Origin of the sequence: Thermosynechococcus sp. PKX95 (genome assembly GCF_031583295.1) — a bacterium.
GTDB lineage: Bacteria > Cyanobacteriota > Cyanobacteriia > Thermosynechococcales > Thermosynechococcaceae > Thermosynechococcus.
Map to the genome: position 1 here is coordinate 2,133,694 of NZ_CP134171.1, position 25,464 is coordinate 2,159,157.

A 25,464-nucleotide genomic window follows, 5' to 3' on the forward strand; every position below is an offset into this window, starting at 1 on the left:
ACTTGAACTAAGCAATGGGCGATACTGGATTCGAACCAGTGACCCCTTCCGTGTGAAGGAAGTGCGCTACCACTGTGCTAATCGCCCTAGTTCAGACAATTCTTAATCATATCTTGGATTGCAGGTTTTTGTAAATTGCCTTAAACAACGCTGCGGCAAATTTCATCAAAGGTTGCGGCGGGATCCGCTGCTTGTAAAATCGGACGGCCAATTACAAGGTAAGAGGCACCAGCAGCAAAGGCGGCATTGGGCGTCAGCGATCGCGCTTGATCCCCTGTGGCAGTACCAAGGGGGCGAATCCCCGGACAAATTCTCAAGAACTCCTCTCCGCAGCGTTGTTTTACCCGTGCCGCCTCCTGAGGAGAGCAGACAATGCCCGCCAGTCCCGCTTGATGGGCTAGATCAGCCATGCGTTCAACATAGGTGGCCGGATCAAGGGGAATCTGGAGTTCTTGCTGCAGGGTGTTTGCGTCAATGCTGGTGAGCAAGGTCACCCCAATGAGTTGGGTGGCGCTTCCCCCTAGAGCCGCCTGCGCGCTTTTCAGACCCGCTAATCCCGTTGCCGCATGGATAGTCACAAAGTCCACGCCATAGGGGGCGATCGCCCGGGCTGCGGCGGCCACCGTATTGGGAATATCGTGGAGCTTCAAATCGAGAAAGATACGCTTCCCCTGATCCTTGAGGACATCGAGAATAATCGGCCCGCTGGCACAAAAGAGTTCTAGCCCCACCTTCCAAAATTGCACTTGGGGCAGCGTATGAATAGTGGCGATCGCGACCTCCAAATTGGGCACATCCAAGGCCACAATAATTTTGCTGGCAACAGCCTCTTGAGAATTAAACAAGTCTCTTGGATCTCCTCAGACGATTCACAGGGGACGGCGCACACAGCGCAACAACCACAGCGCCACAATAATACCCGTCAACTGAGCGGCAATCGTATTCACCTTCGCCTGAATCACAAAAATCTCCAACGGCTCAATCAAGACATTAGTGGCATAGACCGCCGCCCCTTGGGGAATTGACAGCACCTTGAGCAACAACATGCCCACATTCCACTCTGCGGCAGCCACCGTAAAAATCATGCCCGCAATATTTACCCAGAGACCAATATTCAAACTGCGGATCACGTGCTCCTTGGTCGGGCGTTTTTCTGGGCGATCCAAGCGTCGTCCCAGTTGCGGATAGCGATAGCAGCAGTAAATACTCACGCCCAAAAACACTAGACCAATAATCGCCAGCACTAAGCCCAGTGTGGGACTATTCATGCCATTTTGCGGACGATTGATGTTAAATTGGCGACTAAAGATAACAATGATAATAATCAACAGCGAGACAAAGCCAAGGACGACCTGTGTCCAAAAGCCAATCCAGCCAAAGCGTTGCAGTTCACGGCCAAGACGGTGGAGAGGCTGGGTCGTACTTCGATGGGATGGTGGGGGGGCATTACTGGGAAGACGTTCCATGGTCGGGTGAGGAAGAGGGCTTAGGCTTGATCATAGCGAACGGTCATGAGGTGCCGCCAAGTAGGAACACCAATCGCTCCAACTGCCCGCATAGAGCTTGGTTTGATGCAGGCCAGCGATCGCCAGCCCCAAAATATCCACACAGGCCGTTACCCCCGATCCGCAATAGACAATAATTTGCTCAGCCTCAGCCAAAGGCTGCCAGTGGGCTTGCAGTTCCGCCACAGATTTCAGGCGCCCCTGTGCATCGGAGATGGCCTGCCACGGATAATTCACTGCTCCGGGAATATGACCCGCGATCGGATCAATGGGTTCAATTTCACCGCGATAGCGACGGGGTTCGCGGGCATCCACAATCACTGTCTGGGGGTCAGCTTGAGCAGCCATCACGCCAGTCCGATCCACCACCCACTGCGAATGAGGATGGGGCTGGAAATTGCCCGGTCGAGGCGAGGGAACCTCAGGGGTTGTCGGATACCCGGCTTCGACATAGGCGCGATAGCCACCATCAAGCACCGCTGCGCGATCGTGTCCCAGCCAACGTAAGAGCCACCAGCAGCGAGCGGCATAGGCAAACCGCGAATCATCGTAGGCCACCACCAAGGTGTCTGGGGTAATCCCCATTTGATTGAGCCGTGCTGCCAACTTCTCTGGATCGGGTAGGGGATGACGCCCGCCACGCTCTTGCCGAGGGCTGGAGAGATCCTGCTCTAGGTCGAGATAGTAGGCTCTTGGAATGTGCCCCTGATCATACTCCCGTTGCCCGCGGGTGATGTCCATGAGGTCAAAGCGGCAATCCACAATCACCACTGCGGGATCGGCCAAATGCTCAGCCAACCAAGACGCCGTTACGGCATAGGGGGTCATAGCGGCCGTGGGTTTAGGCGCGCCATTTCACTTTGGGCAGAATGTGATTAACATCCACCCGGTCTTTGTACTTGATGGCAAAGTTCAGCAGGGAGTCGAGGAGCGAATCCGACAGGTAGTGGGGTTGCAGTCCCAAATCCAGCAGTTTGGTGTTTTTGGCGTTGAAGTAGTGCTCTTCTTTTTCAACACGGGGGTTTTCGAGGTGCTGGATTTCCACCTTGAGGCCGAGGGCTTTACCCGCTTCTTGGACTTTGTGGGCAAGGTCACCGACACTAAATTGTTCTGTGAATTGGTTGAGGACGCGGAATTCACCCGGTGCGGCGGGGTTGTTAACGGCCAATTCGATACAACGCACGGTATCGCGAATATCCAAGAAACCGCGAGTTTGCCCGCCCTTGCCATAGACCGTCAGGGGATGACCAATGGCAGCTTGAATACAGAAGCGATTGAGGGCGGTGCCAAAGATACCGTCGTAGTCAAGGCGGTTGATCAGCAATTCATCCATGCCCGTTTCTTCGGTGAGCACGCCATAGACTACCCCTTGGTTCAAATCGGTGGCGCGCAAGCCCCAAATGCGGCAGGCAAAGTGAATGTTGTGGCTATCGTGAACTTTACTGAGGTGATAGAAGCTACCGGGCTGCTTGGGATAGGGCAATGTATCCTTGCGACCATTGTGCTCAATGGTGATGTAGCCCTCTTCAATGTCAATGTTGGGGGTGCCGTATTCACCCATCGTGCCTAGTTTCACTAGGTGGCAGTCGGGGTTGTGGGTATGGATGGCGTACAGTAGGTTGAGGGTGCCGACCACGTTATTGACTTGGGTGAGGACGGCGTGTTCACGATCAATCATGGAGTAGGGGGCGGAGCGCTGTTCGCCAAAGTGGACGATCGCCTCGGGCTGAAACTCCAGCATGGCGCGCTCAAGGAAGTGATAGTTACAAATATCGCCAATATAAAGGCCAATCTTTTTGCCAGTGAGATCCTGCCAGCGTTGCAGACGGTGCTGAATGGGGGCGATCGGTGTGAGGGTCTCGACACAGAGTTCGGCATCCCAGTGGCGCCGAATTAGGCTATCTAAAATCGCAACATCATGGCCACGATTTGAAAGGTAGAGGGCTGTCGCCCAGCCGCAATAACCATCACCGCCAATTACGAGGACTCTCATGCTAACCGTGCTGAAATCGATAACTACTCCGCCAGCCATTGAATGGCTTCCATACCACGTTACCAGTAATGGGGACATCGGTGATCCATTGGGTTAGAATTCGGGGGCGCGAGTTTGACTCTCAGAAAAGATATGTAATTTAATGGTTTGTCCCGCTAAGTCAATTTGCACCATATCGCCAGAGAGAAAATCCAAGGCTTCTAATAGGGCTTGTAATTGCGGTGTGCTGGCACCCGATTCTTGGTAGAGGCGATCGCTCAAATGGCTGAGGCGCTGCCACGTGGTATAAAGCCGAGCAATGGTACTTTCCAGTTGGGCGGCCTGCTGCAGGAGATCGGCAACGGTTTGCAGTTGCTCAAGGCGCTGGGCTTCGATCAGGACTTGTTCCAGATCCACAGGGTGGGTCTTGAGGGCTTGAATTTGGGGAGCGGCCTCAAGATAGCGGCTGAGTTGGCGAGCCGTCGCCGTGATTTCCTTAACCGTTTCCACACTGGGATCGCTGGCCAGTTCTTGGGAGAGTTCCTGCTGCTGTTGGGGGGGGAGCTTTTCTAATTCTTTGACTAAGGGGGCAACGTAGCGGGGGGCAAGGGTGCGATCGCTGGCCTTTTGGCGCACCACTGGCGGTAAGAGATCAGAGTGCAGAGCCGTCCATTCCGCTTGGAGTTGGCGCACTTCACGGTGGGTAATGCGATCGCCCGCTGCTGCGGCTTGGGTAATCAGGGCTTGCACCTCAGGATCCGCTGCGGCGGTCTCCAAAAAGGCGCGTTTACTAAAGCGAGAAATGGCTTCGGGGGGCAGGGGACGTTCCTTGAGCAATTCATCGGCGCGATCGGCCAACTGAATCAAATCATCGGCACGGCGTTTACTGATTTCGTGTTCCTGGAGCCACTGCTGAAAGCCAATACCCCGCTCATCCCCTTGATGGCGATAGCGATCGCGCACCGCCCGTAGAATTTGCCCCCGCCAGATCTCTGTTTGTAGATCAAAGCGCTCACACACCTGCCACGCTTGGCGCATCTGTTGAAGAAATTCCTCCTCAGAGAGGGGAGTATCCGCAGCCGGAATGGGCAAAACAAAGTCAGGCGTTGGCTCCATTGGTCGGCGAAAACCACAGCTTCAGCAGTATAGCCTATCCCAAACAATAGAGATAACCATCCCGTGCGGCAATATAGGCAATATAGACCTTGCCGTCCCAAACAACAGGTGAAATTCGCTGTCATCGGGAACCCGCGTTTGGGCTTCACACCATTAGCGGAGGGTCAAACTGGCTACCAAGGCTGCATTTCCCCAGAGGAGTAAGCGGTTGATTTGGCGACGTTTCACTGACAGACTCTGTCCCAAGAATTGACCACGCTCAAAACCCTAGTAGAAGAACATTTCACCGTGTACCCCATATGTTAGAAAGGGGCGTTGAATTGCTTAGGATTGAACTATCGCGTTGACGGGAACTCTGATGACCACAGTATTGGAGCCAGCGGTCACGTACCTCACTCCGGAAGCTTACTTAGCTCAAGAAGTGGTGGCAACGGAGCGCCATGAGTATCGCCAAGGAGAACTTTACACTATGCCCGGGGGCAGCGTTAATCATAATGAGTTGGTTCGTTCCTTAACTGTTCTGTTGAGTTTGGCACTCAAGGGACAGCCCTACCGCGTCTTTGTCACAGATCAACGCCTCTGGATTCCGGAAACGCAGTCGTACTACTATCCTGATGTTATGGTGACGCCGAAGCCGGTGCCCCTAGTGGCGGGACGCAACGATGTGGTGATGCAGCCGATTTTCATTGCTGAGGTTTTATCGCCTTCGACAGCGGATCGCGATCGCGGGACAAAATTTTTCGACTATCGTCAGATTCCAACCCTGCAAGAATATCTCCTGATTAGCCAAGATCGCCCCTGTGTTGAACAATATTTGCGGCAGGCTGAATATCAATGGCTGCTCACGATTTGGCAAGATATTACGCAGGAACTACTACTGCCCTCGTTACAGACTTCCTTAAAACTCAGTGATCTCTATGCAGACGTTGAGTTAGGTGAGTCCTAAAAAGAATTCCTTAATTGTCATGGCAAATTATCATGGCGCGGCTTGTCAGTCAATATCTGAATAGTCCCAACCCCAACTAAGTCTTGCGCAAATGTCGATGTCCCCTATCACTGCTGATGCCTCCCCCAACTTTGGTCTCATCATTGTCGAGGGAGAGGATGTGGTGCGTCTTGGCCTTTGGACAGGAATTCAGCAGCAGTTGGGGATTGAGCCGCTGGTCTTTCACGATGGCCATGGTCTGATCACCTATCTGGAAAACACGCCCCTCGATCAAGAACGCACGCCTTGGGTTGTTCTCTGTGATGCCCAACTCACAGTGAATGATGCCACTACCCCTTGGCTGTGGCAGTGGTTGAAGCAGCACTATCCTGCCCTGCGGATAATTCTCACTGTCCGACCCGCTGCCCTTGAGTTAGTTTCCCTTGCCCAACAGGCGGGTGTCGAAGGCATTTACCATCGCAATACGGCGCTGAGTGATCTCTTGGCGGCAATTCTGGCCATTGCCCAAGGGGAAATCGTTCACACCGTCACGCCCCCAAAACCCCCCTTGAGTGTGCTCTTTCCCAATCCGTGGGATCGTTGGCGGTATCAGGTTCTGCAGCAGGGATTGGGGGAAATGGATGCGTGGTTACAGGGTTTGGATCAGTACTTGGGGCGATCGCGCCTCTCTGCCCTCGAACGGCTGGTGTGTGAAGGTCGCCATCGGGAAATTCGTGCCGCCCGCTGGTTAGTCTCCCGTTTCTTGCCACAGCCAACTCAAGCCCCTCCTGCGCCAGTAGTGTCCCCCGTGCGTCCGCAGATTGAGATCATTTCCCAATTGGTGGATCGCTGCTTACAACGGATGCAGTCGGATCTCTTGAACCTAACGTCGCGGCCTTTGGAGTTAGAGGTGCTCACCCTACAACAGCGGCGGGAACTGCTCTATACCATCCTGCGGCAGTGGGATCTCCTCGTGCGCACTTTACAAGCAACACCACCCAGTATTGAATTTCTGCACCAGCGGGGTAGCTCCCTACTGCAAGACCTGTGGGAACAGAGCCTGCGGGAGTTTTTTCGTCCCTATCGTTTTGCCCTCGGCAGTGACGCCGACCTGATTGAGCAATTGCTCACAGAAAGAGAAACTGTGGCCAGCGTCTATCTGAAGCCAATCCCCTTTGTGGCGGAGATGCTGGCTCATTTACTGGTGCAACAGCCCCTCACCCTCCATCAGCAGACCTATCGCTACGGCACTGCTGCCGCCTTGGAGATCCTCGATGCCCTCCTCGATCACTGGTTGCTCACTGTCGCCAATGGCATTGTTTATCCGCTGCTGAATCGGTGTTGCTATAGTGCAGTGATTCAACAGACATTTTTTCAGCCGCAATACACCTCAACGCGGGAAATGGAACGCTTTCGCAACGCTCTCTCTTGGCATTACCGCTGGCGGCGCTGGGTCAAGGAACCCCAAGATATCTTTGAAAGTCGTTTGGTCTTACTGCGGCTCACGGAGCGAGGAATTCAGGAACTAGCGCTGACCGTCCCCCGTCAACAGGAACTGATGCAACTCGAGGGGATTCCCTACGCTCTAACCTTGGCGCTGGAGGCGCGTGATGCTTTAGCCCCCCCAGTACGGGCAGTGGTGGCTTGGGTCGGCAAGGGAGTGGTGTATCTGCTGACGCAGGTGATTGGTCGCGGTTTGGGGCTGATTGGCCGCGGCATTTTGCAGGGAATTGGTCAATCCGTTAGCAGTGGCTGGAGTCGTTCTGAAGCCCAAAAAACCTCATCCAAACCTTGAGCCGGCCTAATTCTTAAACGGCTCCTAACCTTGAGATAACCTTAAGCCAACGAACACGGTGTTAGAATCTGGCTGATAAGTAACTATCTCTGCCCCTTGGGGGATAGTTTCTATGAGATGTGCTAAAGCCTCTGTAAGAAAGCCTGATAGCTCAGCTTGCTGGCAGATGAATAACTTTAGCGAGCATCTCAGTAGGATCAATAATTGAAGGAGAATTCTGTCTTAGGGACTCGTTCTTTAGGACAAGTTCATTGAGGAGTGAAGGAGTAAGACGTTATGTCCCGCATTTTTCCGGGGTTGGTTTTGACCTCGCCTGTTTTATTGTTGGGTGTGCTGGCAGGTGCAGCGACAGCCGCTGATACCTCTTTGACCAACTTCAGTAGCACTCAGTTTCAAACCCCTACTGCTGGTACTGAATCCCTAACCACACTGCCCACCAGCACGACACTTGTTGCCCAAAATCGCCGCAGCAACCTCTCTGTGCCCTCAGTGGCCGAACTAGAAGCGGGGCGTGTCCCTACGACATCGAGCATGGGTCAAGTGACCTCCGTTAGCCAACTCTCGGATGTGCGCCCTACAGACTGGGCCTATCAAGCCTTAGCCTCCCTTGTCGAGAAATACGGCTGTATTGCCGGTTATCCCGATGGCACCTTCCGTGGCAATCGTGCCGCTACTCGTTATGAAATGGCAGCCGCTTTGAATGCCTGCCTCGATGTAATTAGCGATCGCTTTGCCACCAAGGAAGACCTTGAAACCCTGCGCCGCCTGATGCAGGAATTTGCCAATGAACTCGCCGTCATCAAAGGCCGCGTCACCAACCTTGAAGGCCGCGTTGCCAACCTCGAAGCCACTCAATTTGCCACCCTCACTAAGCTCAACGCTACGGTTATCTTCAACGTCTCCGATATATTGACGAACGAGCGGGCACTACGTCCTGGTCTAGGTGGTGTGCAACCCCCAATTGATGACAACACTGTTGTTAACAACCGCGTTCGTCTCAACCTCGATACCAGCTTCTATGGCAAGGATCGCCTACGGTTGCGCTTGCAAGCAGCTAATATTACTGGTTATGCCGGATTGATGGGCACCAATATGGGGCGCCTTGGCTATGATGGCAATAATAATAACCAATTTGAACTGCAAAAAGCCTTCTACAGCTTTCCAGTGACCCGTCGCGGTCAAATGATCCTAGATTTTGTGGGGGGTGAGTTCAACGACAATGTCAACAATTTCAACCCCTTCCTCCAATCCAGTGATACGGGTGCCCTCTCTCGCTTTGGGCGTTACCATCCCATCTACCGTGCAGGAAGTGCTGCCAATGCTGCGGGTGTGACCTTTAAGTACGACCTCATCCAAAATAAAGAACGGGGCACCGGCGTCACCCTCAATGTGGGCTACCTTGCACCCTTTGCCAACGACCCTGATCGAGTCGCGAACAATGGCCTCAATGGCTTCTTTGATGGTGCCTATGCTGCTTTGGCTCAGGTGGATGTGCGCCCCATTAAAAACCTCGCCTTGGGGGTGACCTACACCCACTCCTATGGCCTTGATCCCTTTGGGGGAACAGGTAGCTCTGGTTTCCGCTCAGCGGCAAACCCTTTGGGGGCTCCACCACCACCTAGTGTAGCTAACAACGTGCCTAACCAAGCAGCGGATGCGGTGGGCTTCCAGTTTACCTATCGCCCGATCAAGCAGTTGAATGTTGCGGGCTGGGCAGGGTATGCCAATGTTTATGGTGTTCGACCGAATGCTTTTGTGCCAAGTGGCCGCCGTGAGGCTGAAATTGTCAACTGGGCCATTACCTTTGCTTCCCCTGACCTCTGGCGGAAGGGAGATCTGCTGGGTCTTGTTTTTGGCCAGCCCCCGCAGCTCATTAGCATCACAAACGTCCCTCCTACTTCTGGCGAGAGTTACACGCGCTTCAACTCCTATCACTTAGAGGGCTTCTACCGCTTTGCCGTGAGTCGCAATATCTCGATTACCCCTGGGGTGATTGCCATCTTCAACCCCAACAGCAACTCAAACAACGACCCCATTGTTGTTGGCGCTGTGCGGACAACCTTTAGCTTCTAAATCCGCACTGACCTGTTTCCCCCTCCCTGTGAGGGGGATTTTTTTATGTGGGAACGATAGAATAGGGGCGAGGCGTTGTCAATGGATTTGTGGGGTGAAATACTGGGCAATTCTCGGCGTCGGTGTTGCACTATTGGGAATGCCGTCAGCACTGGGGGGCACCAGTACGCTCAAGGATGCTCCCAAGGCCTTGGTCGATGAGGCGTGGCAAATTATCTACAGAAGCTATCTGGATCGCAGTTTCAATCGTCTGGATTGGCAGGCCATTCGTCAGGAGTTGCTCTCCCAACCCTATGGCGATCGCGAGGCCGCCTATCGGGTGATTCAGCAAGCCCTTGTCCGCCTCAATGATCCCTATACCCGCTTTCTGCCGCCCCAAGCGTACCGTCAACTGCTCCTGCAAACCCAAGGCCAGCAGGTGGATGTGGGTCTCACCCTCGTGGAGTCGGGGGAACTCTTTCGCATTCAGGCAATCCAAGCGGGGTCAGTGGCTGCCAAGGCGAATTTGAAAGTGGGAGATGAAATTCTGGCCATTAACGGTCGGGGGAGCGATCGCCTGACCTTGGAGCGAGCCAATCTGGCGTTGCGAGGGCCAGCGGGGAGTCAGTTGCGCCTACTGGTGCGCCGTGAAGGTAAACCCCAACCCTTTAGTGTCGAACTCACCCGCGCCGGTGAAATTCCGCGTACAGTGAATTTTCAGGTTCTGAATCATCCTCGGGTGGGTTACATTCGCCTCAGTGGTTTTAATAGCCGCTCCCAACAAGAGATGCAAGCGGCGATCCAAATCCTGCAACGGGAGAAAGTTCAAGGCTTCATTCTGGATTTGCGCCACAATCCGGGGGGACTCCTAGAAGCCGGCATTGAAATTAGCCGCCAATGGCTCGATTCTGGGGTGATTGTGCGCATTCAGCAAAACCAGCGAGAAGAGACGATTCGTGCCCGCCAACGCGCCTTGAGTCAGTTGCCCCTCGTGGTCTTGGTAAATCAGGCCTCCGCCAGTGCCAGTGAAATTTTAGCCGCTGCTTTGCAGGATCAGGGGCGCGCAACCGTGGTGGGGACACCAACTTTTGGCAAGGTGCGGGTTCAAGCAGTTCATGAACTGGGGGATGGCTCTGCCCTCGTGGTAACAGTAGCTCGTTATCTGACGCCAAAGGGGCGCGATATTGCCGCAGGGGGGATCACCCCCGATGTACTGGTGACGGTCGATCCCAGTAGTGATCTGGAATTGCGGCTCAATCCCAACTTGGTGGCACGACCCACGGATCCAATGGTGGCCAAGGCCTTAGAATTATTGAGCACTAAAATCAGTAACGCCCGTCATGTCCAGTGAGGCTCTTGTTGTCCCTTCTGCTCCAGCGATCGCGCCCGCGCCCCATCCCCTGCGGTTAGGCGTTTTAGCTTCTGGCAATGGCTCCAACTTTGCTGCTCTCGCGGAGGCGATCGCCCAAGGGGAATTGGCTGCCCAAATTCAAGTTCTGATCTACAACAATCCCGATGCCTTGGTGGCAGAGCGCGCCAAACAGTGGCAGATTCCCAGTGTGCTGCTCAACCATCGCCACTACCCCAGCCGTGAAAGTCTGGATGCGGCCATTGTCGAAACCCTCAAAGCCTATGGGGTCGAGTGGGTAGTGATGGCGGGCTGGATGCGGATTGTGACGCCTGTCCTCCTCAATGCCTACCCCCAGCGGGTAATTAACCTGCATCCCAGTTTGCTCCCCAGTTTTCGGGGATTGCATGCCGTTGAGCAGGCCTTGGCAGCAGGTGTGAAAATTACTGGGTGTACCGTCCATCTGGTGGAAGAGGAAGTGGATAGTGGCCCAATTTTAGTCCAAGCAGCAGTGCCCGTTCTCCCCGATGATACGCCTGCCACCCTCCACGCCCGCATTCAAGTCCAAGAACACCGCATTCTCAAGCAGGCGATCGCCGACATTGCCGCGCGGCAATCACAAGCTTCCTGCTGATCCTTAGCCAATAGTAAGGATCTCTCAGGGCGAGGGTCCACCCGCTTTTCTGATTGGCTTGGGAATTGCGTCAGCATCCTTTTCTCGGTGGGGAGCATTGATTCGGATTAGGATTGGGGATGTATCCGTGAGCAATTGTTAATCCAGTCATGACGCAGGCATACACCCCTGAAGATGTTTGGCGGTTATTGGGGGAACTATTAGAGGCTCAGAAGGAAACCGAACGCCGCTTTCAAGAAACAGAGCGCCGCTTCCAAGAAACGGATCGGCGATTTCAAGAGACTGACCGACGGTTCCAAGAAACGGAACGCTTGCTGCGCGAAGAAGCGCGCCAACTCAACCAGCAACTGGGGAAACTGGGCAATCGCCTTGGGGAATTTGTGGAATGGCAGGTGCGCCCCGCCGTGCTGCGCTTATTTCAGAGTTGGGGAATTGCCGTCTCTCAACTTTACAGCGATGTCATTCTCCAAGATGGCAACGAGAGTTTAGAAATTGATCTGCTAGTCGTCAATACTGATGAAGCCGTCCTCGTCGAGGTGAAAACGAAACTGAGCCAAGGGGATGTGGATGAGCACTTAGAGCGGATCGCGAAATTTCGTCGTTTGGCACACCAGTATCGGGACACCCAGCTCTTGGGCGCCGTAGCAGGAATGATCGTACCCCCTGAAGTAGCTCGCTATGCCTATCGGCAAGGTTTGTTTGTGTTGGCGCAATCAGGAGATGGGGTGGCGATTCTCAACGATGTGCAGTTTCAGCCCCGTACATGGTAGGTGACTCTAATCGCTCTAATTCAATTCTCAAGCGTCCTAAGGATGATTCTGGAGCCAGTGTTTGAGGGTAGCAACAAAGCGATCGCACTCCTGCGGCAGCGTAAAGTAATGCACACAGGCTCGCACCGAGGCAGGATAGAGCAATTCCCGCACCAAGATATTCTCTGCCTCAAGGTCTTGCACCAATTGGCGATGCTGACCATTAGCTAACTGAAAGGCCACCAAGCCCGACGGCGGCGGCACGAGACTCAAGCAGGTCAAACCCACCATGCCCTGTAACTGTTGCCAAAGATAATGACTCAGCTCACAAATGCGCTCATATCGCGCTTGGGCAGTCCCCCATTGATCATGCACCCGCAGGGCAGTGGTTAACCCCGGTACCAAGGAAAAGGCGGTTGTGGCCACTTCAAAGCGACTGGCATCCTCCTTCCAGCCGGCGGGTTGGGCATCACGGGTTTGGTGAATGCCGCGCCAGCCAATAAAGGTGGGTTCCAATGTGGCCAAGCGATCGCGCCGAATGTACAGCCCGCCAAGACCCGCAGGGCCACAGCACCACTTGTGTCCTGTAAAGGCATAGTAGTCCACCCCCAAGGCGGGTAAATTGAGGGGCACCATACCCACACTTTGGGCACCATCCGCCAAGACTTGGATGCCGCGACGGTGGCAAAGGTCAACAATTTTCTCCAACGGCAAAAGTTTCCCGGTATTCCACAGCAAATGACTGAGGACGACCAAGCGTGTGCGGGGATGGAGTTGGGTTTCAATGGCGGCCACCTCATCGTCACACCAAGGCCAAAAGGCCACCCGATCCACCACCACCCCCAACCGCCGCGCCAATTGTTCGGTAATCGCCACTACCCCCGGATGCTCACAGTTAGAAATCAGCAGGCGATCGCCCGCTTGCCAGTTGATCCCCCAGAGAACGATATTGCAGCCAGTGGTTACAGAATCTGTGAGGGCAATGGTCTCGGCGCTCGTCCCCAAAAGCTGTGCCAGTTCTTGCCGCAGGGTTTGCAGTTGTTGGCTCAGCCACGGAAAGACGCGATTGGCAAAGGGGCCTTCCTCTTGAATGTGGCGATCGCTCTGGATGATGGCCTGCCATGTGTCTTGGTGCAGCGGCCCTTGTCCCCCATAGTTGAGGTAGATCTTATTCAGTAGGGCGGGGTAGGTGTCGTGGTAGGTGCGCAGTGTCTCTAGGTTCATCGATAGTGATTGCAGAGCGATAGATAGATGCTACCGCAAAGGATTTAAGATAAAGATCTGTAGCAAGTCCCCTTTTCATTCCCCCACTCAAGGGGCGGCACTTGCAAGCACGGCTCGGTAAATTAATCCTGTCAATTAAGTCATGACAAAGGCATACACTCCTGACGATGTTTGGCGATTACTAGGGGAGCTGTTAGAAGCTCAAAAGGAAACCGAACGCCATTTCCAAGAAACAGAGCGCCGCTTCCAAGAAACAGAGCGCCGCTTTCAAGAAACAGAGCGCCGCTTTCAAGAAACAGAGCGCCGCTTCCAAGAAACGGATCGGCGATTTCAAGAGACAGATCGGCGATTTCAGGAGACGGATCGGCGATTTCAGGAGACAGATCGGCGATTTCAAGAGACGGATCGGCGATTTCAAGAAACGGAACGCTTGTTGCGGGAAGAAGCGCGCCAACTCAATCAGCAACTGGGGAAACTGGGCAATCGCCTTGGGGAATTTGTGGAATGGCAGGTGCGCCCCGCCGTGCTGCGCCTATTTCAGAGTCGCGGCATTGCCGTCTCTCAGCTTTACAGCGATGTCATTCTCCAAGATGGCAATGAGAGTTTAGAAATTGATCTGCTAGTCGTCAATACCAATCAAGCGGTTCTCGTCGAGGTGAAAACCAAACTGAGCCAAGGGGATGTGGATGAGCATTTAGAGCGGATCGCGAAATTTCGTCGTTTGGCACACCAGTATCGAGACACCCAGCTCTTGGGAGCGGTGGCAGGGATGATCGTGCCCCCTGAGGTGGCTCGCTATGCCTATCGGCAAGGGTTATTTGTGTTGGCGCAGTCGGGAGATGGGGTGGCGATTCTCAATGATGCGCAGTTTCAGCCCCGCACATGGTAGCCCGTGCCCAAGAATTTGAGCAGACAACTTTTGAGCCTCCGTTATAGCTGCGGATCAGCGGGTGCCAGTGTTGCTTTTGCGGCTTGAGAACGGGCATCGAGCCATTGTTGCAAAATGAGGGCAGCAGCAATTTGATCCACTAAGTCCTTGTGGTGACGGGGCGATCGCCGCCGTTGTTTGAGGATTTCCTCCGCTTGAAAGGAGGTTAGCCGCTCGTCAACGTATTCCACGGGTAAATTTAGGGCTGCGCCAATTTTTTCTGCCAAATGCTGTACCTGCCGTGCTTGGGATCCCAGTTGGCCATCGAGGGTGTAGGGCAAGCCCACAATTAACTTCTCTACCCCTCGCTCTTGGCAAATCTGGCGAAGCTGCGCCACATCACTGGCAAAATTGCGCCGCTGGATGGTTGTAATGCCTGTGGCCAACTGCCCCAAGCGATCGCACCCTGCCACACCAATGCGCTTGCGCCCCAGATCCAAACCTAGAACGGAAATCATCCTTGAGTGAATAAGAACAGTTCTCCTACAATTGAATCCATTCCCGATTTTTTCTTGCCCTCCAACGATCATACCCCGCTGTACCCACCCATGACTGACGCGACCCCCGACTACAAAGACACCGTCAACCTGCCCCAAACCACCTTTGAAATGCGGGCAAATGCAGCCACACGGGAACCCCAGTTGCAAGCCTTTTGGGCACAGCACCAAATTTATGAAACGCTGCAGCAAACCAATCCGGGTGAGGTCTTTATTCTCCACGATGGCCCCCCCTACGCCAATGGCGCTCTCCACATTGGCCATGCCCTCAACAAAATTCTCAAGGACATCATCAACAAGTATCAACTGCTGCGGGGACGCAAGGTTCACTACCGCCCCGGTTGGGACTGCCACGGCCTGCCCATTGAACTCAAGGTACTGCAAAACCTGAAACCCGAACAGCGTGCCCAGCTTACCCCCCTGACCCTCCGCCAACAGGCCAAGGAATTTGCCCTCAAAACCGTTGCCGAGCAAAAGCAGAGTTTCCAACGCTATGGGGTTTGGGGCGACTGGGAGCACCCCTATTTGACCCTCACCCCTGACTACGAGGCCGCCCAAATCGGCGTTTTTGGTGAAATGGTGCTGCGGGGCTATATCTATCGCGGTCTCAAGCCCGTCCACTGGAGTCCTAGCTCCAAAACCGCCCTCGCCGAAGCCGAGCTGGAATATCCCGAAGGCCACACCTCCCGTAGTCTCTATGCCGCCTTTGAAGTCATCGAACTGCCGCAAGGGCTAGCCAAATCGTGGTACAAAGCCCTCGGCAAATTGGGGGTTGCCATCTGGACAACGACCCCTTGGACCATTCCGGCCAACTTGGCGGTGAGTGTCAATCCGGATCTCACCTATGCCCTTGTTGAAGTCAAACCCAGTGCCCGCTACAAATATTTGATTGTGGCCAAGGATCTGGTGGAGCGCCTTAGCCAAACCCTTGCTTGTACCCTCAAGGTGGTGGCCACCGCCAAAGGGGCTGACTTGGAAAATGGGCGCTATCGACATCCCCTCTTTGAGCGCGAGAGCAAAATTGTCATTGGCGGCGATTATGTCACGACTGAATCGGGGACGGGTCTGGTTCACACGGCCCCTGGCCATGGCTTAGAGGACTATGCGGTGGGTCAGCGCTATGGCTTGCCAATCCTGTCGCCCGTGGATGAAAATGGCTGCTTTACAGCAGAAGCGGGACAATTTGCCGGTCTCAATGTCCTCAAGGAAGGGAATGAGGCGGTGATTGCGGCACTGCAAGCGTGTGGCGCCCTCCTCAAGGAAGAACCCTATGTCCACAAATACCCCTACGACTGGCGCACGAAAAAACCAACCATCTTCCGCGCCACGGAGCAGTGGTTTGCTTCCGTTGAAGGCTTTCGCGATGCCGCCCTCAGGGCGATCGCCGAGGTGAAGTGGATTCCTGCCCAAGGGGAAAACCGCATTACGGCAATGGTGGCGGAGCGTTCCGATTGGTGTATTTCGCGGCAGCGCAGTTGGGGCGTGCCCATTCCCGTCTTTTATGACAAAGCCACGGGGGAACCCCTGCTGACGGCAGAAACCATTGCCCATGTGCAAGCCATTATTCGCGATCGCGGGTCTGATGCTTGGTGGCAACTCTCCGTTGCGGAATTGCTGCCTGAATCCCTACGAGATCAAGCCGATCGCTACGAAAAGGGCACCGATACGATGGATGTCTGGTTTGATTCTGGCTCTTCCTGGGCGGCGGTTCTCGGCGATCAACAGGCGGATCTCTACCTCGAAGGCTCTGACCAACACCGCGGCTGGTTTCAATCCTCATTGTTAACACGGGTTGCCGTTAAAGGCCAAGCCCCCTACAAAGCAGTCCTCACCCACGGCTTTGTCCTCGATGAGCAGGGACGGAAAATGAGCAAGTCCCTCGGCAATGTCACGGATCCCCGCGAAGTGATTGAGGGGGGCAAAAACCAAAAGCAAGACCCTGCCTATGGTGCCGATGTATTGCGCCTGTGGGTGTCCTCCGTGGACTATGCCAATGATGTCCCCATTGGTAAAAATATCCTCAAGCAGTTGGCGGATGTCTATCGCAAGATTCGCAATACGGCTCGCTTTCTTTTGGGGAATCTTCACGACTTTGACCCCGATCAAGATGCCATTCCCTATGCCCAACTGCCCGCCTTGGATCGCTATATGCTACATCGGCTGCATGAAGTCTTCAGCGAAGTAACGGCGGCCTTTGATAGCTTTCAGTTCTATCGCTTTTTCCAAACGATTCAAAATCTTTGTGTTGTTGATCTGTCGAACTTTTATCTCGATATTGCCAAGGATCGGTTGTACATCAGTGCTGCCGCGAGCGATCGCCGGCGCAGTTGTCAAACGGTTCTGGCCGTTGCCGTTCAAAACCTCGCCCGTGCTATTGCCCCAGTGCTTCCCCATTTAGCCGAAGATATTTGGCAGCATTTGCCCTTCAAAACCCCCTATCTTTCGGTTTTTCAAAGCGGCTGGGTACAGCTTCCTGCCCAGTGGCAGGATCAGGAGCTAGCCAGTGAGTGGCAGCGCCTGCGGCAACTACGCCTAGAGGTGAATAAGGTGCTCGAACAGGCCCGTGCCGAAAAGCTCATTGGCTCCTCTTTGGAAGCCAGAGTGTGGCTCTATGTTGCTGATCCACAGTGGCGCGATCGCCTTCAGGACATGAATCCCAGCGATGCCCTCAGTGGCAATGGGGTGGATGAATTGCGCTATCTCTTTTTGGTGTCCCAAGTGGAGCTGATGCCGCAACAGGCAGGGGTGGACGTACCCTATGTCCTTGAAGCCGAAGGACTATGGATTGGTGTTGGTCATGCCAAGGGTGAGAAATGCGTCCGCTGCTGGAATTATTCTGAAAGTGTGGGACAATCGGCCTTGCATCCCCAGTTGTGCGATCGCTGTCAAGCCGCCCTAGAAGGGATGTTTTAGATGATTGAGCGAAAGCATGCTAGAGATTGATCGTATCTACCAAGCTGATGCTTTTACCCTCTTGCCCCAGATTGAAAGTGCGAGCATTGATCTCATTATTTGCGACGGCCCCTACGGTGTAACCACCAATCCATGGGATCGCATCTCTAACATCCAAGAGTTTAACCTCAAACTCATCACCATCTTTGCTAAAAAATTGAGAGAGGGAGGAGCACTCTACCTTTTTGGTAAACCTGATTGTATTGACTTTATTGACTACCGTCCATTTCTTAACTTACAGGCAAAAATTGTCTGGTATCAGCCCAGTCGCCTAGCCCAAGGACGGATCAACTACACAAATAACTATGATCTTATTTGTTACTTTATTAAGGGCCAGCGTCCCAAAACCTTTAACTTAGATGCTATTCGGGTACCACAGCTAGTAGAGCTAGAGCACCGTCGTCGTTGTGAGCGGGTACCATCAGTGATTAATGGTAAGTATGGCAAAACTAAATTCAATGAAGAAGGTAAAAACCTAGGAGATGTCTGGGGAGATATTAAACAGCTCACGTATAAATCAAAAGAACTAGTAGCTCGCGAAGCACTCAATACCATTCAAAAGCCAGAGCAGCTGATTGAACGCTTAGTCAAGGCAAGCTCTAATAAGGGTGACTTAGTGCTTGATCCATTTGCCGGTGTCGGTACAGCCCCTGTAGTTTGTAAACGCTTGGGAAGGCATTTCATTGCTATTGAGCAAGATCAAAAGTTTGTCCAAGCAGCAAACGAGAGATTACGTGAGGCAGAGTATGAAATCGCGGGGAGGCTTTTTGATTGGTGAAACAGCAAGTTTATCGTCAAATTGTTGATCTGATCCGTCAAGCGTCTCAACTTGCTCAAACAATTGGTATTCGCAACCTACTGCAGCCGGGGTTAGTTAAGGAAATGATTATTGCTGACCTGCTAGGTCACGAACTATAGCTATTTCGAAAGGAGATGAGATATTTTCAAGAGGGATAGGCTATACTCAAAGCATCATGAATATCACTCAAGAATATGAGCTATAGCTTGGACTGACGAGAGCGGGTTGTCTCCTACATCAAGCAAGGTGGCAAAATCAGTGAAGCAACTCAAATCTTTCAGGTCAGTCGCGCCACCATCCATCGCTGGTTGAAGCGAGAGGACTTAGCGCCCACGGTTGTCCCCCGTCGTCCTTGGAAGCTGGATTGGGCGGCCTTAGCAGCCGATGTTGCTGCCCATCCCGATGACCGTTTAATCGACCGTGCCCAGCGATTTGGCGTCCAAACTGTGATCTGCGGGGCGCGAACCTAATGGATGCCAATTTGTTTAAGGCGAATTTAGCAGGTGCCAATTTGGAGGGCGCTTATCTGGCGGGTGCGAATCTCTTTGGCGCCAATTTGGAAAGGGCAAACTTGAACCGTGCCAGTCTCTATCTAGCGATTTTGGTCAATGCCAATTTGGCAGGGGCACAACTGGTGGGAACACGCCTCACCCTTAGCAACCTTGTCAATGCCAACCTTAGCGGTGCCAATTTGGAGAATGCGGTCATGAAGGGGGCAAACATGATTGATGTGAATTTGACGGCTGCAAACCTGAAGGGGGCAGATCTCGATCGCGCAAATTTAAGTGGGGCTAATTTAAGCCAAACGATCTTCGATCGCTCCCCAGCCCCTAGGAAGTAACCTGTGCCTGTGTCAATGCTGCCGCAAGTCGCGGTTGATCCCAGCCCCGTTGGTGGAGAATTTGCCACGTGGCCATTAAATCGGGACCGTGGACAGCACCCGTGAGAGCAGCGCGCAGCGATCGCATCGTTGCTCCCTTTTTCACCCCTGCGGCTTTGCTGGCCTGTTGAATCAGGTGTTGTCCCATCTCCACCGTGAGCTTTGGCTCTGTCGGCAAGTGTGCTAGTAGGTACGCCAAAATCGTCGCACTCTGGGGTTGACTCAGTTGAGCCATTGCTTCAGCATCAAGGGGGATGGTGGGTACAAAGAAAACTGCCCCTTGATCAATGGCCTCCTTGAGGGTGTTGAGACCCGGTTGAAGGAGTTGGGCAAGGTCAAGCAACCAAGGGCGATCGCCTCCCTCATCAAAGGCATAGCCTGCCCCCTGCCATAAGGGAATCAGTTCTGCCAAAAGTTCTGCTGGCTCTAGTTGCTGAATGTACTGACGATTGAGCCAATTGAGCTTATCCCAATCAAAGCGGGCACCTGCCTTGTTAATTCGTTCAAAACTAAAGTGCTTCGCCGCCAGATCAAGGGTAAAGAGTTCCCCTATCCCTTCAGGGGGCGACCAACCCAAGAGTGTCATGTAGTTGGCCAAGGCGGGGGCTAAATACCCCATGGCTCGGAAGTCAGAAATGGAGGTCACCCCATCTCGTTTCGAGAGTTTTTGCCCCGCTGAGTTGAGAATCAAGGGAGTATGGGCAAAGTTGGGGGGAGTGGCGCCAAGGGCTTCATAGAGCAAAATTTGTTTGGGTGTGTTGCCAATGTGGTCTTCACCGCGAATGACATCGGTAATGCCCATGGCAATGTCATCGACGACCACCACCAAGTTGTAGAGGGGGTAGCCAATTTCGCCGCGGGGGGCAGCTCGCGCAATCACCATATCGCCCCCCAGATCAGCCCCCTGCCAACTCACTCGACCGCGCACCAGATCCTGCCATTCAATCTGGCGATCGTCCTCAATTTTGAAGCGAATGACGGGGGTGCGTCCTGCGGCATCAAAGGCGGCTTGCTCCTCTGGGGTCAAATGGCGGTGACGGTTGTCGTAGCGCGGGGCTTGTCCCTTGGCTTTTTGTGCGGCTCGCAGGGCATCGAGTTCTTCGGGGGTGCAGTAGCAGTAGTAGGCAAGTCCCTTGTCCAAGAGGGTTTGAATCGCTTGGCGGTACAGATCAAGGCGATCGCTCTGGAAATAGGGGCCTTCATCCCACGTCAGCCCCAGCCATTGCAAGCCCTCAAGGATATTCTCGGTATATTCGGGTCGAGACCGCTCGCGATCGGTATCCTCAATCCGCAGAATGAATTTCCCTCCCCGATGGCGGGCGTAAAGCCAGTTGAACACAGCGGTACGGGCAGTCCCAATGTGCAGATTTCCTGTCGGACTCGGTGCTAAACGAACACGAACTGTCACTGCTGACCTCGAATACAAAAATTGCCCTTTCGATCCTACCCCATTGGCTGAAAAGCTTCTAGGCAAGGGTATAGGGACGATTCAGCCGCTCCAACTGCTGCACCATCAGGCTGAGGAACAGTCCCACATCGGTGACCACGCCCACGGATTCCACAGAACCCCGATCCGCTAGTTTAGTGACGACCGCTGGGTTAATATCCACACAGACGAGCTTCACCCCGGCGGGGGTCATATTGCCGACACCAATGGAGTGCAGCATTGACGAGAGCATCAAAATCATGTTTGCGCCCTGAATCAGGCGGGCATACTCCCGCTGCGCCTCAATTAAATCCATGAGGGTATCGGGCAGTGGGCCATCATCACGGATTGACCCCGCTAGGACAAAGGGCACATTATTCTTCACACACTCATACATCACGCCACTGGTGAGGATGCCCTGAGCCACGGCGTTGGCAATGCTGCCACAGCGACGAATGGTATTGATCACTTTCAGGTGGTGACGGTGACCGCCCCGCACAGGAACGCCCCGCTGCATATCCACCCCCAAGGAGGTGCCCATGATGGCTTGCTCCATATCGTGCACCGCGATCGCGTTACCGCCGAGGAGTCCTTGGACATAGCCTTCACGGATCAGCTTGGCTAAATGCTCACCACCGCCGGTGTGGATAACCACTGGGCCGGCCACCACAATCACTTTGCCCCCCTGATCGCGGATGCGCCGCAGTTCCCAAGCAATTTGTTCCACCACCAGTTCGACGCGGCGTTCACTGGAGACCCCTGATCCCATGAAGGTGAACTCTTGGGTGCTGCGCTGGCTTTCCGTTTTCCGAATCGTGCGGATGCCTTCGACGCCCACGACCACGCGATCGCCCACCTCTAAATCCCGCAGAATGCGACACTCCGCCACCGTGCCTTCCGGGGTTGAGCGCACCACAATCGCCCCATCCATGCGTTGGTTTTGAACCCGAACCCACTCGCCGGCAACTCGTACCTCTGTGGGATAAATCGTGGTTACATAGAAGTCATCCGGGGCAACCCCCGCTTGGGTGACGGTTTCGAGGGTCGCATCACACACCTCTGAGGGCGGTAAAATCGCACCGAGGGTGATCAACTGCGCCATGATCGCATCCATGACCTCGGCATCGGGCGCCATGACCCGAATATCCGCTTGGGAGGGACTTTGCCGTTGTTCGCCAAGATTAAATTGCAGGACTTGGAAACTGCCGCCACTTTCCACAATTGTGTCTAGGACACGGTTCACAAGGCCAGAGTCGAGGAGGTGTCCCTCCAGATGAATGACCCGACTGGGAATTGTCGCCGTGGCATGGAGTTCTTCGCGCACGGGTTCGGTCACCCGCAAGGTCAAGCATTTAGCTGCACCCCCCGCTTTGAGAAATTCTGTCAGGGGCGTTTCCACCACCTCAAAGCCCACTTGGGCAAGGGCGGACTTCAATTCTTGGCTGGCACAGTTGAGAATCACCGTGCGATCGATATTGACGGCATTGCAAGCAAAGTTGACCGCATCAGCCTCTTTAACGGCAATTCGTTTATCCGCTGGTACCCGCAGTTCAATCAGGCGGTTGGAGTAGGCATCAAAGGCGGGAGGATAGTAAAGTAAGTAGCCATCCGTGAGCGGACAAAAACATGTGTCAAGGTGGTAGAAACGCTCATCCATGAGCCGCAGGGAGAGGACTTCAATATCCAGCCACTTCGCCAAATAGGCATGGGAATCCAATTCTGAACGGAAGCCATACCCTGCCCACAGCCAGCGACCCTCACGATCCAAGAGGGCATCTCCGGCTCCCTCAAAGGGCAGTTGCTTCGGTAGCTCAAAAACTTGATACCCCTGAGATTCAAACCACGCTTTGAAATAGGGTTCTTCCCCTTGACGTTCTGGATGATAAAAGCGACTGAGCACCACGCGATCGCCGAGCACCAAGCCCGCATTCGCCGTAAACACCATATCCGGCCAGCCCGGCTGCGGCTCAATCAGGTCAACCGTGGCCCGAGCATGGATAATTTCGTAGAGTTTTTGCCACTGCTCCTGTGCCCGATCGCGGGAGGACTTGTGGATATTTCCCTCCATCCAAGGATTGATCACATAGTCCACCTCATAATGGGTGGGAGGGCACATGAGGAATCGCAGGGTTGAACTCATAGGGGTTGTTTAGAAATCGTTGCAATTTGTGAAAATAGTTAGGTGTGGGCTACACGGCACCCATGACAAACTTTTATTCTATAGGCAGTGGGGATCCTGACGATTGGTTTTGTCATCAAACCTTGACATTACACCCATTGCCCTGTGTCTTTAAGCGCAACTCCATTTGCAAAGAGCAGGGGAAATCTGCGCTAAAATTATAATTTGTGCGATCGCGCACAGCCAACTGACACTACACTGACACCATTTGCGAAGGGGAATGACCTTGACTGACGTGACTGACCTCATTTCCATGACGACTGAACCCCGTGCCAATAGCCAACTCCTCGCCACGATTGAGGTTTCGGGGGCACACTCTCAACAGGTCTATAACCAAGTGGTCAATGATCTCCTTCGCCATACACAGGTACCCGGATTTCGCAAGGGCAAAGCCCCCCGGCAGCTTGTCTTGCAGCAAATTGGCAAAGAGCGGCTGCGCTATGTGGCCATAGAAAAACTGATTGAGGATACCGTCAAAGCCGCCGTCGAAAAGAACAACATCCCCTATCTAGGCAACCTCGAACTCCAAGGGGATATTACAGAGCTACTGAACCAATTTCAGCCGGGGGACAACTTTTCTTTCAGCGTCACGTTTGATGTCGAACCAGAAGTGACAGTCACAGCCTATAAAGGGCTAACCATTGAGTACACTCCCGTCACCTACAATCCCGAAACTGTCGAGAAGCTCTTGCAGCGGCACCAACGGGAGCACGCCACCCTCATTCCCGTCGAAGACCGACCCGCTCAGTGGGGCGATGATGTCACCCTAAAACTGGTGACCAAAGATGAAAATGGCGAGGTGGTGAAGGAACTCTCAGCAGATGAACTGCCCCTGTCCCTCGATGAAGAGCAACCCTTTTTGATTAAAGAAATTCCTGCTGCTGTTGTCGGCATGAGTGTCGGTGAAGCCAAAACGGTGACGGTGTCTGTTGCCGAGGAAGTCAAGGAAGGGAAAGCAGACATCCCCAAACAATTGACTGCTGAGATTGAACTTTTAGGGATTAAAGCACCGGAACTGCCCCCCCTAGACGATGCCTTTGCCGCTGAGCACAGTGAATTCAGTACGATGGCAGAATTGCGGGCCTATCTAGAGCAAAACCATCAGGAGCGAGCTGAAAATCAAGACAAGAAAGCGAAAGAAGCTGCCCTCATTGATACCCTCATTGCCCAAAATCCAGTTGAATTGCCAAAAACCCTGATCCGCAAAGAGGCAGATGTGAAGGTGCGGACGACGCTGATGCAAATTCAGTCCCAAGGCGTTGATCTCAACAAGATCATGACCGAGGAACTCTACGAAAAAATGCGTCAAGAGGCAGAGCCGGGGGCAGCGAAGGAGGTGCACTCCCGTTTATTGTTGAGGGCGATCGCTCGTCAAGAGGGCATTGAACCTAGTCCCGACGCAGTGGAGGAACGGCTGAACCGCTACAAAGAGGTGTTGGGCAACCAAACAGCCAAGGATCTAGAACGACTCCGCGAATTTGCCCACGATGAAGTGCAGCAGGAGGAAGCCCTCAACTGGCTCCTAGAGCAAAATACATTTCAGCCAGTGCAGTCCGACACAGCCACTGAGCAGCCCACAGCGACTGCTGAAGCGCCCAAAGATACCCAGACGGAGGCCGTTGCTGAAAAGCCATCTAAGCCGCAAAAACGCTCTGGGAAAAAAGCAAGTTCTGCCCCAGCCCAAGAATAGTTCGGCATAATGAAAGTGATGATCCCTACGGGGACAAACCGCTAGTTACAATTAATTACAAACGAACCGTCATTCTAGGCAACTATGCTGCAATCGCGTTACGACCATCCCCTCAGTGCCATTCTGCGCTCTCCAGCGCTCAACCTGCCGCCTACCCATGCCAATATTGTGCCGATGGTGGTTGAGCAGTCGGGGCGGGGTGAACGAGCCTTTGATATCTACTCGCGACTCCTGCGGGAGCGGATCATCTTCCTAGGGGGGGGTGCGGGCGATCGCCGCGGCATTGATGATGCGGTTGCTGACTCCATCGTGGCACAGCTTCTATTCCTTGATGCCGAGGATCCGGAAAAAGACATTTACCTGTACATCAACTCACCGGGTGGCTCGGTTACAGCCGGCATGGCCATCTACGACACCATGAAGCACATTCGCCCCGATGTGTGTACCCTCTGCTTTGGCTTGGCGGCGAGTATGGGTGCCTTCTTACTGTCTGGCGGTACCCCCGGCAAACGGATGGCGCTGCCCCATGCACGGATCATGATTCACCAGCCCCTCGGAGGTGCCCAGGGTCAGGCAGTGGATATTGAAATCCAAGCGCGGGAAATTCTTTACCACAAGCGCAAGCTCAATGAACTCTTGTCACAGCACACGGGGCAACCCATCGAGCGCATTGAAGCTGATACGGAGCGGGATTTCTTTATGTCCGCTGAAGAGGCCAAGGCCTACGGTCTGATTGATCAGGTGGTGACGCGGCAGACCCTCCCTAGCCACTAAGTACACCCTACGTGCAACC

General features: G+C 53.8%; 23 protein-coding genes and 1 tRNA gene. 14 read left to right on the forward strand and 10 right to left on the reverse strand.

Going from position 1 to position 25,464, the window contains the following annotated elements:
* Window positions 1-15 precede the first annotated feature (15 nt).
* The 6 genes from RHH81_RS10530 to RHH81_RS10555 all read right to left on the reverse strand — a co-directional run bounded on the left by RHH81_RS10530 (window position 16) and on the right by RHH81_RS10555 (window position 4,593).
* Window positions 16-87: transfer RNA gene (locus RHH81_RS10530), tRNA-Val, on the reverse strand.
* 53 nt (window positions 88-140) lie between these two features.
* Window positions 141-845 carry an orotidine-5'-phosphate decarboxylase gene (gene pyrF / locus RHH81_RS10535; protein WP_302678266.1) on the reverse strand — a complete coding sequence of 235 codons (705 nt, stop codon included), beginning with the start codon at window positions 843-845 and terminating at the stop codon, window positions 141-143.
* A 24-nt stretch (window positions 846-869) separates the two neighbouring features.
* Window positions 870-1,466, reverse strand: coding sequence for a DUF3611 family protein (locus tag RHH81_RS10540; RefSeq protein WP_302678267.1), 597 nt, complete (start codon window positions 1,464-1,466; stop codon window positions 870-872).
* A gap of 30 nt (window positions 1,467-1,496) precedes the next feature.
* A complete protein-coding gene (locus RHH81_RS10545) occupies window positions 1,497-2,333 on the reverse strand; it encodes a sulfurtransferase (protein ID WP_310743023.1) in 837 nt (278 codons plus the stop codon).
* Between the two features lie 13 nt (window positions 2,334-2,346).
* Entirely contained in the window at window positions 2,347-3,498 is a 1,152-nt protein-coding gene (locus RHH81_RS10550; RefSeq protein ID WP_149819273.1) for an NAD-dependent epimerase/dehydratase family protein, read from the reverse strand.
* Between the two features lie 93 nt (window positions 3,499-3,591).
* Complete coding sequence (locus RHH81_RS10555; protein WP_310743024.1) at window positions 3,592-4,593, reverse strand: hypothetical protein; 1,002 nt, start codon at window positions 4,591-4,593, stop codon at window positions 3,592-3,594.
* Between the two features lie 358 nt (window positions 4,594-4,951).
* Between RHH81_RS10555 and RHH81_RS10560 the strand changes: the two genes are divergently transcribed.
* The 6 genes from RHH81_RS10560 to RHH81_RS10585 all read left to right on the forward strand — a co-directional run bounded on the left by RHH81_RS10560 (window position 4,952) and on the right by RHH81_RS10585 (window position 12,117).
* Complete coding sequence (locus RHH81_RS10560) at window positions 4,952-5,539, forward strand: Uma2 family endonuclease (RefSeq protein WP_286627127.1); 588 nt, start codon at window positions 4,952-4,954, stop codon at window positions 5,537-5,539.
* A 91-nt stretch (window positions 5,540-5,630) separates the two neighbouring features.
* Window positions 5,631-7,313, forward strand: coding sequence for a DUF3685 domain-containing protein (locus RHH81_RS10565; protein WP_310744293.1), 1,683 nt, complete (start codon window positions 5,631-5,633; stop codon window positions 7,311-7,313).
* A gap of 276 nt (window positions 7,314-7,589) precedes the next feature.
* Window positions 7,590-9,386 carry an iron uptake porin gene (locus RHH81_RS10570; protein WP_310743026.1) on the forward strand — a complete coding sequence of 599 codons (1,797 nt, stop codon included), beginning with the start codon at window positions 7,590-7,592 and terminating at the stop codon, window positions 9,384-9,386.
* A gap of 94 nt (window positions 9,387-9,480) precedes the next feature.
* A complete protein-coding gene (locus RHH81_RS10575) occupies window positions 9,481-10,716 on the forward strand; it encodes a S41 family peptidase (RefSeq protein WP_310743027.1) in 1,236 nt (411 codons plus the stop codon).
* Window positions 10,706-11,347: a phosphoribosylglycinamide formyltransferase gene (purN, locus tag RHH81_RS10580; protein WP_302678273.1), complete on the forward strand. Its 642-nt coding sequence runs from the start codon at window positions 10,706-10,708 to the stop codon at window positions 11,345-11,347. The genes RHH81_RS10575 and purN overlap by 11 nt, the downstream gene beginning before the upstream one ends.
* A 149-nt stretch (window positions 11,348-11,496) precedes the next feature.
* On the forward strand, window positions 11,497-12,117 hold the full coding sequence (locus RHH81_RS10585; RefSeq protein ID WP_206200137.1) for a hypothetical protein: 621 nt from the start codon (window positions 11,497-11,499) through the stop codon (window positions 12,115-12,117).
* A 36-nt stretch (window positions 12,118-12,153) separates the two neighbouring features.
* On the opposite strand, the gene RHH81_RS10590 is transcribed toward RHH81_RS10585, so the two are convergent.
* Window positions 12,154-13,320 (reverse strand): aminotransferase class V-fold PLP-dependent enzyme, encoded by a 1,167-nt coding sequence (locus tag RHH81_RS10590; protein ID WP_310743028.1) that lies wholly within the window; start codon window positions 13,318-13,320, stop codon window positions 12,154-12,156.
* Between the two features lie 142 nt (window positions 13,321-13,462).
* Here RHH81_RS10590 and RHH81_RS10595 point away from each other — a divergent pair, with 142 nt between their 5' ends.
* The gene (locus tag RHH81_RS10595; RefSeq protein WP_206200139.1) at window positions 13,463-14,209 is read left to right on the forward strand and encodes a hypothetical protein; all 747 of its coding nucleotides are present in this window, start codon (window positions 13,463-13,465) and stop codon (window positions 14,207-14,209) included.
* 41 nt (window positions 14,210-14,250) lie between these two features.
* On the opposite strand, the gene ruvX is transcribed toward RHH81_RS10595, so the two are convergent.
* Window positions 14,251-14,706: a Holliday junction resolvase RuvX gene (gene ruvX / locus RHH81_RS10600; protein ID WP_310743029.1), complete on the reverse strand. Its 456-nt coding sequence runs from the start codon at window positions 14,704-14,706 to the stop codon at window positions 14,251-14,253.
* Window positions 14,707-14,796: 90 nt separating this feature from the next.
* Between ruvX and ileS the strand changes: the two genes are divergently transcribed.
* From ileS to RHH81_RS10625, 5 genes are all read left to right on the forward strand, one after another.
* Window positions 14,797-17,658, forward strand: coding sequence for an isoleucine--tRNA ligase (gene ileS / locus RHH81_RS10605; protein ID WP_310743030.1), 2,862 nt, complete (start codon window positions 14,797-14,799; stop codon window positions 17,656-17,658).
* A gap of 16 nt (window positions 17,659-17,674) precedes the next feature.
* Window positions 17,675-18,475, forward strand: a complete 801-nt coding sequence (locus tag RHH81_RS10610; RefSeq protein ID WP_310743031.1) for a site-specific DNA-methyltransferase — start codon at window positions 17,675-17,677, stop codon at window positions 18,473-18,475.
* Window positions 18,472-18,615 (forward strand): hypothetical protein, encoded by a 144-nt coding sequence (locus tag RHH81_RS10615; protein ID WP_206200142.1) that lies wholly within the window; start codon window positions 18,472-18,474, stop codon window positions 18,613-18,615. Before RHH81_RS10610 ends, RHH81_RS10615 begins: the two co-directional genes overlap by 4 nt.
* A 135-nt stretch (window positions 18,616-18,750) precedes the next feature.
* Window positions 18,751-18,966: an IS630 transposase-related protein gene (locus tag RHH81_RS10620; RefSeq protein WP_399373389.1), complete on the forward strand. Its 216-nt coding sequence runs from the start codon at window positions 18,751-18,753 to the stop codon at window positions 18,964-18,966.
* Window positions 18,966-19,337 carry a pentapeptide repeat-containing protein gene (locus tag RHH81_RS10625; protein WP_310743032.1) on the forward strand — a complete coding sequence of 124 codons (372 nt, stop codon included), beginning with the start codon at window positions 18,966-18,968 and terminating at the stop codon, window positions 19,335-19,337. Before RHH81_RS10620 ends, RHH81_RS10625 begins: the two co-directional genes overlap by 1 nt.
* Here RHH81_RS10625 and gltX read toward each other — a convergent pair.
* Together gltX and RHH81_RS10635 are read right to left on the reverse strand one after the other, a co-directional pair.
* A complete protein-coding gene (gltX, locus tag RHH81_RS10630) occupies window positions 19,327-20,784 on the reverse strand; it encodes a glutamate--tRNA ligase (RefSeq protein WP_310743033.1) in 1,458 nt (485 codons plus the stop codon). The genes RHH81_RS10625 and gltX overlap by 11 nt on opposite strands.
* A 58-nt stretch (window positions 20,785-20,842) precedes the next feature.
* On the reverse strand, window positions 20,843-22,942 hold the full coding sequence (locus RHH81_RS10635; RefSeq protein WP_149819303.1) for a TIGR00300 family protein: 2,100 nt from the start codon (window positions 22,940-22,942) through the stop codon (window positions 20,843-20,845).
* Between the two features lie 259 nt (window positions 22,943-23,201).
* On the opposite strand from RHH81_RS10635, the gene tig reads away from it, so the two are divergent.
* Both tig and clpP read left to right on the forward strand, forming a co-directional pair.
* Window positions 23,202-24,671: a trigger factor gene (gene tig, locus RHH81_RS10640; protein WP_310743034.1), complete on the forward strand. Its 1,470-nt coding sequence runs from the start codon at window positions 23,202-23,204 to the stop codon at window positions 24,669-24,671.
* Window positions 24,672-24,755: 84 nt separating this feature from the next.
* On the forward strand, window positions 24,756-25,445 hold the full coding sequence (gene clpP, locus RHH81_RS10645; RefSeq protein WP_149819305.1) for an ATP-dependent Clp endopeptidase proteolytic subunit ClpP: 690 nt from the start codon (window positions 24,756-24,758) through the stop codon (window positions 25,443-25,445).
* Window positions 25,446-25,464 lie beyond the last annotated feature (19 nt).